Origin of the sequence: Pedobacter sp. G11 (assembly GCF_003860265.1) — a bacterium.
Classification (GTDB): Bacteria; Bacteroidota; Bacteroidia; order Sphingobacteriales; family Sphingobacteriaceae; genus Pedobacter; species Pedobacter agri.
This window is the reverse complement of sequence record NZ_CP034190.1, coordinates 3,230,055-3,243,921: the sequence shown is the minus strand read 5'-3', so window position 1 is coordinate 3,243,921 and position 13,867 is coordinate 3,230,055. Positions and strand designations below refer to the sequence as shown.

The following is a 13,867-nucleotide window of genomic DNA, read 5'->3' as shown; positions in this document are numbered from 1 at the left end:
AAAAATTGTTTGGTTTAATAATAATGGCGGAAGCCTGAATCTGCGAAAAGGCTGATCTTCCAATGAGGGGACGACCTTCACATGCTTCCAATGATCTCGCTACACTGATGACAACATTATATCCCTTGTACACAAAAGACCTGTTTCCGGTTTTTGGATCAATTCAGTGAAATATTTCAATATCACCTGATGTCTTTCCGGATTGAGGCAATATTCAAATGAGATTTTTGAATAAATTGCTACGTGCCTTTATCTTTACTGCTTCAACAAAATTAATACATAAGACAATAATCTATATTGCCAAATGGCAAGAAATGAAAAACGTTTTACCGCTATATTGCATCATGAAACAGAACTGTCCTTGTGATGGATTTTGTTGCAACGCAAGAACAGAGATCAGGAACAATCATACTAACTGATGTTTTCTGAGCGGCACAACATTGCATGTAAAGAACTTTGCTGACAATAAAATGAATCACATTAATTTAAATGAACCCATGCAAGAACAACTTAAGGCTCATATTTCACGGACAATAGAACTTACAAATGAAGAATATGAATTTATAGGTTCACATTTCACCAAAAGGAAATTTAAAAAACATCAGTATCTCATTCAGCCTGGCGAACCTGTACGACATCACTATTTTGTGCTCTCTGGCTTATTAAAACTGGTTTACACGGCAGATACAGGAAAAGAGCATATTATTTCTTTTGCGGCAGAAGACTGGTGGGAAAGTGATTTTCAGGCATTTTTCATGCAATCAAGTGCGACAATGTCACTGGAATGCATTGAGGACACCGAAGTGCTCTGTCTGACGCTAAAAGATTATCAGATCTTGTGTGAAAAATCCCACAAGATGGCGCTATTCTTTCTTCAGAAGGCCAATTCTGGTTTCATCGCAGCTCAGCAGCGGATCATCTCCACGATGACCTCCGAAGCCAGAGCGCGTTTTGAACAGGTGCAGAAGCGATACCCCTTCCTTGCTCAGCGTGTACCGAAGCGGCTTCTGGCCGCATACATTGGCGTATCACGGGAAACCCTGAGCAGGTTGAATCCTTAAGTGAGGTAGATCACTAAAAAATAGTGACACATGTCAACTTCTGCTTTCATTCGGCCCGCTACTTTTGTATAAACATTTACAACAATGCATAAAGGATTAAAGATTTTGGGATGGGCACTCATCCTTTCTGCGCAAGCAATGGCACAGACAATTAAAAACAATCATATGGAAAAGAAAATAACCAACCCATGGAAATGGCAGGATTCGAGAAGCTACGTACAGGCGGTAGAAGTAAAAAATGTTCAAAGCACCCTTTATGTATCGGGGCAGACTGCGATCAATGATGAAGGCGTCTCGAGTGATGAGAACATGGAGACACAGTTAAAAAAAGCGATAAAAAACCTGGAGAAGGTGATCACACAGGCAGGGTTTGAATGCAATGGCATTGTCCGTCTGAATGTCTACACCACAGCTACGTCAGAACTCTGGCCTCATTTCGGTATTTTGCAGGATTGGATAAAAAAGCACAACATCCAGCAGGCGCTGACCATGCTTGAAGTAAAAAGCTTATTTGAAACGCTAAAGATTGAACTTGAGGCCACGGTTGTCAAATAGCATCAGAAGGGACATGCTCATGGATTTTCCCATTCTGAATGATCATGGGCAGGTTCATATATATTTCCGGTCTGCGCGAAGACGAGACTAAGTCCGCATGATTCGGGCCCACAAATGCCTGAATCTTGCGGAACAGTTAGATGGGAATTTAAACAGCGTTCAAGGCGTTGTCCCATGTCGCCTGACTTCGACAGAATAGCAGACAGTGGTGCGAATATTTTCAACAAAGCGCTTTTCAGGAGGTAAACGACCCTGGTAAAAGAGATCGTTCTCTTCGAAATAAATTGATGGGATGCAAGTTCAAAGCAGGAAATAAAGTGGCGCGAGGGGTTTTTTACAATCATGAATACGCCTCATATGGCTACCGCATTCAGTTTTGACTTTGAAACTTCTTCGGGCTCAATCCGGTTTCTCTCTTAAAAAGTCTTGAAAAATAAGGGAGGTTTTCGAAACCCAACATCGCAGCCGTCTCGGTTATGTTTTTGCCCGAACCCTTTAGGATGTTCTTTGCTTCAGCTATGAGATAAATATGAATAAGATCAAGTGCGGTCTTCCCTGTTTCCTGCTTCAGCAAATCGGTAAGATAATGCGGCGAGATATTAAGCTGGTTGGCCATGAATGTCACAGAAGGCAAGCCAAGCTGTTGCAAAGAGCCATCTTCCGAATAGGTGGAGAGGACCTGATGAAATCTTGAAGTGGTATTTCCAGACAATTCTCTGCGATTAATAAACTGCCGCTTATAATAACGTTGAGCATACTTAAGCATTGATTCGATATGTCCGATCATAATCTCCCTGCTATACTCATCTTGATTGTTAAGATACTCCAGCTGGATTTTATCGTGCAGATCCCACATGACCTGTTCTTCATTTGGAGAAAGGTGAAGCGCTTCATTGACCTCGTAATTAAAATAATTATATTTCTTGATGTCATGAAAAAGAGGATGACCGTTGAGAAAGTCCTCGTGAAAAAATATCAGAAAGTCATTTTCTTCAAAAATCAAATCCTGGAAGGCAATCACCTGTCTGGGTTTCACGAAAGACATCGAGCCTAGCTGATGATCATATTTTGTCTTGCCATAGCTAAATATACCTGACTTAAGCTTTTTAAATCCTATCATGAAAAAGTCGGTGGTAAACTCGAATTGCCCGGATGGACAAACCCCTCCACATTTTACCAGACTGATCAACGGATTCTCTGGAGACGCAAACCCATTGTGGCGATGTAATTCACTGATGCTCTGAAAGTGTTTCATGTCAAAATTTTGAATAAATCTACGCCAAATCAGGCGCAGATTTTGTCAGCGTAATCCAATTTTAAAACTTTGACTATGCTGTACCTTGTGCGGCAGCGGAAATCTCTTTCCAATCCTCCCAAGCAGCGAGTCTATTCTCATAAACATATCTGATCCATGGATAAGCCATATTACCCAAAAACAATCTCAATGGCGGATTCTCGCTGTCGATGAGTTTGAGCATGGCCGGCGCTGTTGCCCTTGGATCTCCATAATCGGTCGGTTTTGCATCTTTCTGAACATCACTTCTGACAAGTTCATACTCTTTCATTGGCTTGCTCTGAATCGATGAAGCTCCGGCCCAGTCCGTAGCGAAACCATTTGGTTCCAGTAAGGTCACTTTGATTCCAAAGCCCGATACCTCAGCACTTAGTGCCTCGCTAAGCCCCTCCACCGCAAATTTCGAGGCACTGTATATTCCCAGGGTTGGAAGAGCGGTTAGACCCAGGGCACTTGACAGCTGAATAATATGGCCATGCCCCTGGTCCCTCATTACGGGCAGAATGGCCTGTGTAACCCATAACAAGCCAAATACATTGGTCTCGAACTGCTGGCGAACTTCCTCTTCTGAAGCTTCCTCGATGGCGCCAAAAAGGCCAAAGCCCGCGTTATTGATTAAAACATCAATAGTGCCCAAAGAAGAACCGGCGTACTTTACGGCATTGAAGGTTGCGGTTCTGTCATTTACATCGAGCTGGATCGGGGTGAACAATTCTCCGAATTCCTCGACCAGATCGTCCAGATCCGAGAGTTTCCTTGCTGTTGCAGCTACCCTGTCCCCACGCTTTAAAAACGTCCTGGCCCAAAGTTTTCCGAAGCCCCTAGAGGCTCCCGTTATTAAAATTGTCTTTTCCATTTCTTTTAAATTGATACTGCAAAGCTATGTTCAGACATCAGTAAATATTTATACAAAAAGTTGTATTTGTGATACAGAAACAGGATATTGAAGATTTATTCGCCTTTTCATCTTATAGATCGAAAACTAAGGTTGATTCCGTTCTCGCTTGCCCTCTATGCGCCTCCATGTATCCAAGCAAATTGTTGGTTCATGTCAGAAGGATGACTGGTATAAAATGACACGCCGTTGCGTTAAATAGTGGCAGCGCTTTTAGCACTGAGCACGACCGGGCTATTCCAGGCAAACGACAATGAGCCCTGTACTTGGTGCAAGACAATATTAAACCATAATATGCAGCTCGCTCAAAAAATAAAAATTATGATTGGAATGTTGGATGTAGTGTGTACCATCTGGCAAAGAGGAGTATCAAAACGTGATTGCAGATTACCTGCAATGAATTATATGATCAAGCAGAACCGGCATAAAACAATCGGTTCCCAGAAAATCTTTTTAAAAAAGCTGACGACGATGAGCTGGATAATGTCGTAAAAAAGAAATCTCACAGGGCGTAATCAACCCGCTCGTCATCCTGGTGCGATGAAAGGACCGGAGAAAAAATCTTAATTCCGGCACCTGTTTCCTAACCTTTTCAAAGCACGGGAACTAGGGTGCTGCATCAGGAATGGTGGTTACGAAAATGCTTAGGGGTCAGCACCTCGTTTTTTTTGAAAAAATTAATGAAGTGAGACAATTCCTCAAATCCAAGGGATCTGCCGATTTCGGAAATATTCCAGTTTGTATGCTGTAACAAGATCCTGGCCTCCTGCATTATTCTTGAAGCGATAAGCTGAGAGGTTGTCTGACCTGTCACTTTTTTAAGCGACCTGTTCAAGTGGTTGATATGAATGGAAAGATGATCTGCATATTCTGCGGGAAAGCGTAACTTCATTGATTGATTAGGAGATTCAATGGGGAACTGCCGCTCGAGAAGTTCACTAAAAAGAGTTGCGATCCGAATCGGGCCATTGGAGTCCGCATAAGGGATGCTGGTTGCTGGCTTCATCTTCAGTGCCATATAGATCAGCTCGAGGGCAAGATTGCGCAGCACGTCATATTTATATTCAAAATCACTATCTATTTCTTCCAGCATTCTTTGAAAAACAGCGGACACCTCAGGCACCTGGGAAGCAGAAAGTTCAAAGAGCGGATTATTTCCGGGTTTAAAAACAGGATATTCCCGGATCTGCTGACGTTCATCAAAAAAACCCTCCGTGAATATACAATAATACCCTGTCTGCCCCTCTCCGATATCCTCCCATGAGTAAGGGATATTGGGGTTGGAAAAAAGCAGCGCGCTGTCTTTGAATTCCATATTCTTATCTGCATAATAAAGCCGGGTATGTCCGGTGAGCAGACTGATTTTATAAAAACCTTTCCTGTTATAAGGCTGACAGTTCACAAAATTTCCTGGCGTGTTCATGATCGGAAAAATATTGAATTGTCCCATCTCCCTTTGCAGATGATCAGGCATCCAGATGTGTTGATGCAGTTTTTGTACTTGAATTAAATCTCCCATACCGATATTATTTACCATGGATTAGTTGCCCAAACAGATGCGTCAGGAATAAAAGCGATATCATCAAGGCTAAGCATGCCGACAACGACTTTTGCAATATGCTCAGCCTTTAGTTTGTGTTCCTCATTTGCTGCCGACATCCCTGCCTTAGTTATAAAATCTGTTATGACCTCGCTTGGATTGATTTGCATCACCCTTACATTATGCGGGCGAAGCTCTGCGCGCCAGCATTCTGTCAGTCCGGAAACTGCAAATTTACTGGAGACATAACCCGAGCCATTGGCATATCCCCTGAGTGATGCGGTTGAACCTATATTGATAATGTTGCCATTGTTTTGATTTAGGAAGATCTTTGCAGCCTGTTTTCCAGCCAAGAAATAACCTCTCACGTTTACCTCCCACATCTTCTGAAAATCTTCCAGGGAGGTATCAACCAGTTGAGAAAAAGTTCCCACTCCTGCATTGTTGATCAATACATTCACTGAGGTCATCTTTTGCAGGGCAAATTTAAAAAGTGCGTCAACATCCTGCTCTAAGCAAACGTCAGCCTTAATTCCATAGGCGCCGATTTCATCTGCACATTTGATTACCTTATCACCATCCCTGCCACTGATCACGACCTCAGCGCCCAGCGCTCTTAAAGTCCTTGCAATCTCTAAGCCGATTCCACCTGTTGCTCCGGTAATCACGACTTTCGCATCCTTTATTTCCATTGTCTTATTTTTAAGTATCGTAAATTTGATGATTTTTTACTAAACAAAAGTAACAGGTTTTAGTGTGACCCTGAATGCGCAAATCAAACTAAAAGTTGCACTATTCAAACATTTTCAATGGAATTCCCATGTCCGGATTCTTTTCAAAGTTGCTTTCATGAACTGCAAGCGATGCCCGACAAAAGATACTTCCTCCCAAACCACATTCTGAACCTCGAGATCCAGCCGCCCGGACACCTGCCAAATTCTTACAATAATAACATTTGTGTTCAAGATATTAATGATAAACAATACGACTTAAGTCTGGCTTTCTTTACGGGAATCAGTACATTTTTTTTGAATCCAATTGCTCCTATCATTGTGGTTTTGAGGTCAGCGCCTCGTTCATAACCAATAAACATTTATAAGTTGATTTTGGTTTAGCGGTTATGGAATCAAAAACGCTGGTAATTTTAATCCATCCTGACATGGCCAATTCAATCGTCCACCGACGCTGGCTTTTCAAACTTGCTAAATTTCTGGAGAAATACGTCATCCATGAGTTACATCGAGCATATCCGGATGGCAAAATTGATGTCATCAGGGAGCAGGTGGTGTTGGAAAGCTTTGATACGATTATTTTTTAGTATCCAATATTCGGGTTCAATTGTCCTCCACTGTTGAAACAATGGCTGGATGAGGTCCTGGTTCAAGGGTGGGCCTTCGGCACGGATAATGAATATAAACTCAAAGGAAAAAAAAAGGTTGCGATCAGTGCGGGAATAGACCGTGATCAATATCAGCCGGATGACGAATGTCAATATACAATGGAACAGTTTCTGGCTCCATTTGAGTTTACTTACAAATATGTAAAAGCAGACTACCGGCCACATTTAGTTTTATACGGACTGGAATTCAATCGGACAACCGAACGTCTGGAAAATAGTGCCATTGATCAAATTGATTCCATTCAGACCGGGGGCTAATGCTTAAAAGAGTGGAAAAAGCACCTGGCAGATCCTGAAATGTTAGCGGATTTACGAATGATGAAATCCATGAACAATTTGATATTGGGTTTCCATGCCGTCAGGCATTTATTGGCAGAACATGAATTTAAACATTGCCTCCTGATGAGTGGCTATTATTTTCCAATCTGATAAGCCTGCGGGTTTCCAGCCTGAAATTATTCTTATTAACTTACGCTGATTAATGGGCGAAGCCTCCAATTGCCCACAAACGTCATCCAACATCTTTTGCAGGTATTATCTGATCCCATAGCGCCAGTCATGACAAAAAAACACTCCCGAATGTGCATCTGGTGAAGGGCACTCCGAGATTCTATGCAAACAATCTGCGATAGTGATGCGCACTGCGTGCAGGACTGACAAGCAAACCGGGCGACTGATATACGGCCAGGATCAGACAGATAATCTGAATTTGTTATCTATTGTTAACGTTTTGACGTGAGCTTCCCCAGCATCTTTGTGCCATACTTAATCAATAACAAAATGAAAACACTTTTCTTGATGCTTCTATGTTTAACAACAGGCATCGCTTTCGCTCAGACCGGAACAATCAAAGGCAGGGTATTGGACAAACAATCAGAAAAACCAATTTCGGGTGCGACAGTGAGCCTGGTCGATGACAACAACTTAAAAACCACAACTGATCAGGACGGCAATTTCCGGTTGCCCAATATTCCGCTGGGAAGACAAAATATACAGATCAGTTTTTTGGGTTATGAGAATGCGACCGTTTCCGAGATCGAGATCACTACAGGTAAAGAAAGTATTCTCTCCATCGCTTTGAGTGAAAAGTTCAATAACCTAGAAGGGGTTCGAATCGTGGGTACAGGAAGAGGTAAATCCAGGGCCATTAATCAAATGGCAGCAGTCTCCGCGAGACAATTCTCCGCTGAAGAGGCCAGCAGGTATTCCGGAGGCAGAAGTGATGTTGCGCGTCTTGCCTCTAACTTTGCCGGGGTTGCCACAGCTGACGACAGCAGAAACGACATTGTGATCAGGGGAAATTCACCATCAGGGCTTTTATGGAGAATAGAAGGCATCCCAGTACCTAGTCCCAACCACTTTTCGACCCTGGGCACAACAGGTAGCCCGGTATCTGCACTGAATCCAAACATGCTTGCCAACTCAGACTTCATCACTTCTGCATTCCCTGCAGAATACGGCAACGCGATTGGCGGGATCTTTGATCTCGGATTCAGGAAGGGAAATACAGATACCTATGAATTTACCCTTGGTGCAGCAGCATTCCCAGGGGCAGAAGCGATGGCTGAAGGACCTCTGTTCAGAAAGGCAGGCGGATCATTTTTAGTTGCAGCCCGTTACGGCATCGTTGGTCCATTGGGACTGGCAGGAACCGCAGCCCAGCCCAATTACAATGACCTTTCATTCAATCTTGATTTTGGAAATTCCAAAGCAGGAAACTTCTCGGTTTTTGGGATACTTGGTAATTCCGACATAGATTTCATAGGCAATGAAATCACTGACGACAAGGATTTGTTCGCAAAAAAAGATGAGGATTCGTATGCGAAATCGAATTTTACCGCATTTGGGCTCAAACACACAATTAACCTTGGCGCGAAGTCCTATCTAAAAACAGTCCTGGGAACTTCATCAGCAAAATCGACCTATGAGGCCTTTCGCTTTTTGAATTATCAGACGCCTTCTGAAAACCGGATCGAATATACAAACTCGGACAATACAGAGCGTAGGATGACATTTTCCACTTTTATTAATTCAAAAATGTCGAGTAAAATCACTCTAAGGGCAGGATTGCTCTACGAAAACTTTAATCTCAAAGCCAATATCTCGGACAGGGACCGCCAGCCGGATCGCGACGGAGACGGGATAGCCGACCTATCCAGCCTGATCAGTACCGACGGCAGGTATCAGATCGTCCAACCCTTTGCCCAGGCCCAGTTCAGGCTGACCGAAAAACTAACGCTAAATACTGGCGTACACGGTCAGTATTTCTCGGTCAATGAACAATTTGTGGCGGAACCCAGGGCATCGCTTAGCTATTCGGTAAGCCCAAAAAGCACTATAAACGTCGGGTACGGTATGCACCATCAGAACGTTCCAGCCCCTATCCTGTTTCTTAACGAAAATGTTGGTGGGTCACTTGTGCAGACCAACAAGAATCTGAAGTTTGTAGCCAGTCAGCACTATGTGGTCGGGTATGATCTAAGGTTTGCCGATAACTGGCGCGCAAAACTTGAGCTGTATCACCAGGCGATCAATAACGCCGCTGTGGAACGGGCACGTTCAGGATATTCTTCACTAACCGAGGGAGCAAGCTTTACCTACTCAATCGATAAAACCTCGCTTGTCAATGACGGAAAAGGGAGCAATTCGGGGGTAGAATTTACCTTGGAAAAATTTTTCAGCAAAGGATATAATCTGTTATTGACCTCATCGTTCTTCGAGAGTAAATACAAGGGAAGTGATGGAGTAGAACGAAACTCACCTTTCAACAACGGCTATGTTGTTAATTTTTTGGCAGGCAAAGAGTTTAAAATAGGGAAAAATGGACGGAATGTATTTTCGATTAATACCAAGTTCAGTACCGCGGGTGGAAGATATTACACCCCGACAGACCTGGCGGCCTCAAGAGCGGCAGGATTCGATGTTAAAGACGACACAAACCCATTTAGCGAGCAATATGACGATTACCTTCGTCTGGACCTTAAGTTTGGGATCAAACTGAACAGTAAAACCAAAAAACTGTCTCACCAATTCTATGTGGATTTCCAGAATCTTACGGACAGGAAAAATGTTTTTATCAGAGAATACAACAGGCAGAGCGGGATGATCGATCAGAAGAATCAAATTGGATTTCAGCCTGATTTCGGATACAGGTTTAATTTTTAAAATATCCGGCTTTAGGCTGAGCGATCTGACCCGTACAAGGTCAGATCGTTTGTTTATCAAAAAAAGTTTATCATCTTTGAGAAGCTTTAACCCGATAAACATGGAGAAGAAATCTTCCACCAAATTTTCAGTCATTGACAAACAAATGAAACAGAATCAGAGCGACTTGAACTATTTCAGGGAATGCCTCACCGGATTCCAGACCTTCAGCGATGAGGAGTGGTTATTGTTCAGCTCCGCTTTATCTTTTCAGGAATTCAAAAAAAATGAGCTCATATTTGACATCAATGAAGTTTATCAGAAAATGATATTTATCACCAATGGTGCGGTCCGTTATTTTGTGGATAAAAACGGCGAAATCATTACTTCCTATTTCAGTTTTAGAGGTGATGTCGGATCGGCTTACAGCAGTTTCATCTCAGCGGCACCAAGTTCTTCCGGCCTTCAGGCTATTCAGGCTACCAGACTGATCGTCCTCACCAAAAAGAAACTCGAAGTGCTGAGTGACAATCCCCTTATTGCGCTTAAGATCGAGCAAATGAGGAGAAGGATTGCAGAATTCTACATTCTTTGCTATGATCAGAGAACCCGTACATTTTTAATGCAGAGTCCTGAAAAGAGATATCTTGAGCTTCTGAATTCCGGAGGGGAAATTTTTCAACAAATCCCCCAACATTACATCGCAAATTATCTGGGCATCACACCGGTATCCCTGTCCAGGATCAGGAGCCGGTCAATGGCAAAAAGTTAACGTTCATGACTGACTGTACCCAATAGACTTACCAAAGCCTTCATGAGATGATGATCAAGGACAGCAAATAATCTTCTTGTACGACTAACTCCAACATCCTGATAAAAGCATGTCACTTCTGCTGATCAGATGTTTCTCGCGTGGATTTTAGTTTCATAACAGATGACAGGAATTACAGCTGTTAAATTTCTGCAACCAACCAATGCGAAGACTTTTATGGTCTAACTGCTTTTCATTTGCTGACACTGCAGTTTTGCCCGCCGAGCCGTCTTTACCGGATAAGCGATTACCCGACATTTTCTCCTCTTTTTAGCTTTGAAACTGAGGAACAATCAGACATTCCCGGTTTTAAATTAGAATCAATAAAAACCAATCTATTGCTTCTTTTGCTTTATCGTGATCGCCCCACTTCGCCTTAGCAGCGAGCACACCTGATCTGAATGTTTGAATTTCGCAGTTAATGGTTTCTAATTCGCATTCCCGTGCCCCTAAATCCACGTTAATTTTGTGATGTAGATTTTTTAGGTAATGAAGGACAATCTCACAAATCGTCCCATTGTTATGGAGAGAAATACCGCTCGATTGGCAACATGAATGAAACTGCTAGGTTATGCAGGTTTCAGCTTATCGGGATGACCTCATTTTTGAGAATTTAAAAATAATATAATGAAAAAGAACAGCAAATTACTAAAACCATTAAGTTTTGGCCGCAAGGGAATCGAAGTAAAAAACAGAATAGTGATGGCACCAATGACCACCTGGGCGTCAAACGAAGATTTCACAGTTTCTCAGGAAGAGATAGCGTGGTACAGCAATCGGGTGAAGGGCGTCGGTCTTGTTATTACAGGTTGTACGCACGTAACACCTGAAGGCATTGGGTTTACCGATGAATTCGCAGCTTATGATGACCGCTTTATCCCAGGGTTGAAAGACTTGGCGGATGTGGCCAAAAGTGATGGAGCACCAGCCATCCTCCAGATCTTTCATGCAGGCAACAAGGCTTATTCTGAATTCAGTCCTGATGCGACTGTGGTAAGCGCGAGCTCCATTATGTCGGAGGTAACGCCATTTTCCCCGCCAAAACTTCAGATTCCCAGAGCGCTGGAGGAAAATGAGATCTGGGAGATTGTGAAAGCATTTGGCCAGACAACCCGAAGAGCAATTGTTGCGGGTTTTGACGGGGTTGAGATTCACGGTGCCCATGGTTTTCTGATCCAGAATTTCCTCTCTCCCATGTTCAACGAGCGGAAAGATCAGTGGGGCGGAAATATTGAAAACAGAATGCGGCTTGCAATAGAAATTGTCCGGGAGATAAAGCGTACAATAGCTGAATTTTCAGAAAGGCCATTTCTGTTGGGCTTCAGAATTTCCCCTGAGGAATTGCCTGAGAGGGGACTAAGGCTTAAGGACAGCATGACACTGATAGATGCACTAATCCTCGAAGATGTTGACTACCTACATTTCTCTCTTTTTCAGGCGCTTACCCAAAAACCGCTTTACAGTGCAACCAGCAGAACTACCATGCAAGTGCTATCTTCATACATCAATGGCCGTGTACCCATGATCGCTGCCGGGGAGCTCACCACGCCCGAGCAGGCAGAAGCAGCCATTGATCTTGGACTAGACTTAGCAGCCATCGGAAGAGGGATGGTTATCAATCCTGACTGGGCGATACAGGCCTATCAAAAAGTACCGCAGCTCACTATGGTGCTGGATCTGGATCAAATATCGGAAAAGAAGATTCCAAGAAAACTGATCCCCATCATCCATGGAGCAAAGGGATGGATCAAAACGACGTAACATCATATATCAACGAAGGTATCTTAAGGATGTCTTCGTTGATATTATAAGATATAAAGATGGATTAATCTTCCGTCCTGCGGGTGACAAACAGTTTGGTATCCTCTACTGCAGCTGCTCTCAGCGGTTTGGCTATAGTCTGATAACTGTCGCTCATCGTTTTGAATGCAGCAAAACTCGGGTATTCAACAAGCACCACCGCATCCCAGTTTTCCCCCTCGGATGCGACGATGTTTGCCAGAACATCGCTTGACAGGAAAATTTTTGCGTTTTGTATTCCAAGGTCTTTTACCACGCGATAAAATGCAGGAATGTGATCTTTAAAATAAAGCCTGCGGTCTTTAAACTTTACCATATTGAGCATTAAGATGGGACCAGTACCCTCTTCAAAATCCGGAAATGTGATCATTTTATTTTTATTTAACGTTTATGATTTAATGAAGTTTGATAAACTACTTATGATACAAAGATTGCTTATTCGCTGACCAATAATAATCAACTAGTTGAACGTTTTCATTTGATTTTCTTTTTTAAACACCGTCAACTCTCTCTCTCTCCAGTTTCTTTTACCTATGGTAATGCGCTATGAATCCAGTAGGTTAAATCCTGTTTGTAATGTCGCCGGATTGGGATTCAGATACCGCTTGCCCTGGATGTCCGAAAAGCCTGAATAGATGAATACTTCTCCGTAAAACTTTTTATTCAGAAAGGTTTTCCTTATTTTTATGCATAAGAACAATGTAAATGGACGGGTCAGAATCTTCCAAACCAAAAAAAATGTTGCTGGGCATGGTGCTCTTCGATGGTTTTCAGCTACTGGATGTTTTCGGACCTCTTGATGTCTTTGGCTTTCTGGATGACAGGGTTGAGATCATACTGATCGGCGAAAAGGGCAGTGAGGCTAAAAGTAGCGCTGGACCTGTTGTGAAACTGGATTACAGTTTTTCGAATGTTCCTGACCTGGATATACTCATGATCCCCGGGGGTTCCGGAACCCGGAGAGAAGTATCCAACCAATTATTGCTGAACAGGTTGAAATCTCTTGCTGAGGTCACTGCTCATGTAGCAACCATATGTACCGGTTCTGCCATGCTTGCGAAAACCGGGATCCTTGACGGAAGAAAGGCTACGACAAATAAGCGCGCATATGAATGGGCAACATCTCAAAGTGACCGGGTAATTTGGATCCATGAAGCAAGGTGGGTGGAGGATGGAAAATTCTTCAGTTCCTCCGGAGTGTCTGCAGGAATTGATATGGCCTATGCACTGATTTCAAAGCTGTTCGGGAACGATCTTGCCGTAAACATAGCGCTCCGGGCAGAATATGAATGGAAGAATGAGCCAGATAATGATCCTTTTGCAAAGGCGAAGGGTTTGATGACCGGGAATTAAATTAAGTTTATCCCT

The 13,867-nt window shown here is 43.0% G+C and carries 13 protein-coding genes; 8 read left to right on the top strand and 5 right to left on the bottom strand.

Annotated features, from left to right (window positions below; genetic code table 11):
- Nucleotides 1-497: 497 nt before the first annotated feature.
- Complete coding sequence (locus EA772_RS14000; protein ID WP_124913752.1) at nt 498-1,061, top strand: Crp/Fnr family transcriptional regulator; 564 nt, start codon at nt 498-500, stop codon at nt 1,059-1,061.
- 84 nt (nt 1,062-1,145) lie between these two features.
- A complete protein-coding gene (locus tag EA772_RS13995; protein ID WP_246833933.1) occupies nt 1,146-1,616 on the top strand; it encodes a RidA family protein in 471 nt (156 codons plus the stop codon).
- Between the two features lie 370 nt (nt 1,617-1,986).
- Here EA772_RS13995 and EA772_RS13990 read toward each other — a convergent pair whose 3' ends face one another.
- The 4 genes from EA772_RS13990 to EA772_RS13975 all read right to left on the bottom strand — a co-directional run bounded on the left by EA772_RS13990 (nt 1,987) and on the right by EA772_RS13975 (nt 6,037).
- The gene (locus EA772_RS13990; protein WP_124913751.1) at nt 1,987-2,871 is read right to left on the bottom strand and encodes an AraC family transcriptional regulator; all 885 of its coding nucleotides are present in this window, start codon (nt 2,869-2,871) and stop codon (nt 1,987-1,989) included.
- A 73-nt stretch (nt 2,872-2,944) separates the two neighbouring features.
- A complete protein-coding gene (locus tag EA772_RS13985) occupies nt 2,945-3,766 on the bottom strand; it encodes an SDR family NAD(P)-dependent oxidoreductase (protein WP_124913750.1) in 822 nt (273 codons plus the stop codon).
- Nucleotides 3,767-4,424: 658 nt separating this feature from the next.
- Complete coding sequence (locus EA772_RS13980) at nt 4,425-5,324, bottom strand: AraC family transcriptional regulator (protein ID WP_124913749.1); 900 nt, start codon at nt 5,322-5,324, stop codon at nt 4,425-4,427.
- 11 nt (nt 5,325-5,335) lie between these two features.
- Nucleotides 5,336-6,037 (bottom strand): SDR family oxidoreductase, encoded by a 702-nt coding sequence (locus EA772_RS13975; RefSeq protein WP_124913748.1) that lies wholly within the window; start codon nt 6,035-6,037, stop codon nt 5,336-5,338.
- 428 nt (nt 6,038-6,465) lie between these two features.
- Here EA772_RS13975 and EA772_RS22090 point away from each other — a divergent pair, with 428 nt between their 5' ends.
- The 5 genes from EA772_RS22090 to EA772_RS13955 all read left to right on the top strand — a co-directional run bounded on the left by EA772_RS22090 (nt 6,466) and on the right by EA772_RS13955 (nt 12,460).
- Nucleotides 6,466-6,663 carry a hypothetical protein gene (locus tag EA772_RS22090; protein WP_210405035.1) on the top strand — a complete coding sequence of 66 codons (198 nt, stop codon included), beginning with the start codon at nt 6,466-6,468 and terminating at the stop codon, nt 6,661-6,663.
- A gap of 6 nt (nt 6,664-6,669) precedes the next feature.
- Complete coding sequence (locus EA772_RS13970; protein ID WP_124913747.1) at nt 6,670-7,002, top strand: NAD(P)H-dependent oxidoreductase; 333 nt, start codon at nt 6,670-6,672, stop codon at nt 7,000-7,002.
- A gap of 522 nt (nt 7,003-7,524) precedes the next feature.
- A complete protein-coding gene (locus EA772_RS13965; RefSeq protein WP_124913746.1) occupies nt 7,525-9,909 on the top strand; it encodes a TonB-dependent receptor in 2,385 nt (794 codons plus the stop codon).
- A gap of 100 nt (nt 9,910-10,009) precedes the next feature.
- Nucleotides 10,010-10,660: a Crp/Fnr family transcriptional regulator gene (locus tag EA772_RS13960; RefSeq protein WP_148093297.1), complete on the top strand. Its 651-nt coding sequence runs from the start codon at nt 10,010-10,012 to the stop codon at nt 10,658-10,660.
- Between the two features lie 666 nt (nt 10,661-11,326).
- Nucleotides 11,327-12,460, top strand: a complete 1,134-nt coding sequence (locus EA772_RS13955) for an NADH-dependent flavin oxidoreductase (RefSeq protein WP_124913744.1) — start codon at nt 11,327-11,329, stop codon at nt 12,458-12,460.
- A gap of 64 nt (nt 12,461-12,524) precedes the next feature.
- Here EA772_RS13955 and EA772_RS13950 read toward each other — a convergent pair whose 3' ends face one another.
- Nucleotides 12,525-12,869 (bottom strand): hypothetical protein, encoded by a 345-nt coding sequence (locus EA772_RS13950; RefSeq protein WP_124913743.1) that lies wholly within the window; start codon nt 12,867-12,869, stop codon nt 12,525-12,527.
- Between the two features lie 335 nt (nt 12,870-13,204).
- Here EA772_RS13950 and EA772_RS13945 point away from each other — a divergent pair, with 335 nt between their 5' ends.
- A complete protein-coding gene (locus EA772_RS13945; RefSeq protein ID WP_210405034.1) occupies nt 13,205-13,852 on the top strand; it encodes a DJ-1/PfpI family protein in 648 nt (215 codons plus the stop codon).
- The last annotated feature ends 15 nt before the right edge of the window (nt 13,853-13,867 follow it).

Excerpts from the sequence above, each read along its gene's own strand:
- EA772_RS13950 (WP_124913743.1), bottom strand. The coding sequence starts at position 12,869 with ATGATCACATTTCCGGATTTTGAAGAGGGTACTGGTCCCATCTTAATG.
- EA772_RS13980 (WP_124913749.1), bottom strand. The coding sequence starts at position 5,324 with ATGGGAGATTTAATTCAAGTACAAAAACTGCATCAACACATCTGGATG.
- EA772_RS22090 (WP_210405035.1), top strand. The coding sequence starts at position 6,466 with ATGGAATCAAAAACGCTGGTAATTTTAATCCATCCTGACATGGCCAAT.
- EA772_RS13990 (WP_124913751.1), bottom strand. The coding sequence starts at position 2,871 with ATGAAACACTTTCAGAGCATCAGTGAATTACATCGCCACAATGGGTTT.
- EA772_RS13945 (WP_210405034.1), top strand. The coding sequence starts at position 13,205 with ATGGACGGGTCAGAATCTTCCAAACCAAAAAAAATGTTGCTGGGCATG.
- EA772_RS13955 (WP_124913744.1), top strand. The coding sequence starts at position 11,327 with ATGAAAAAGAACAGCAAATTACTAAAACCATTAAGTTTTGGCCGCAAG.
- EA772_RS14000 (WP_124913752.1), top strand. The coding sequence starts at position 498 with ATGCAAGAACAACTTAAGGCTCATATTTCACGGACAATAGAACTTACA.
- EA772_RS13960 (WP_148093297.1), top strand. The coding sequence starts at position 10,010 with ATGGAGAAGAAATCTTCCACCAAATTTTCAGTCATTGACAAACAAATG.
- EA772_RS13975 (WP_124913748.1), bottom strand. The coding sequence starts at position 6,037 with ATGGAAATAAAGGATGCGAAAGTCGTGATTACCGGAGCAACAGGTGGA.
- EA772_RS13965 (WP_124913746.1), top strand. The coding sequence starts at position 7,525 with ATGAAAACACTTTTCTTGATGCTTCTATGTTTAACAACAGGCATCGCT.
- EA772_RS13985 (WP_124913750.1), bottom strand. The coding sequence starts at position 3,766 with ATGGAAAAGACAATTTTAATAACGGGAGCCTCTAGGGGCTTCGGAAAA.
- EA772_RS13995 (WP_246833933.1), top strand. The coding sequence starts at position 1,146 with ATGCATAAAGGATTAAAGATTTTGGGATGGGCACTCATCCTTTCTGCG.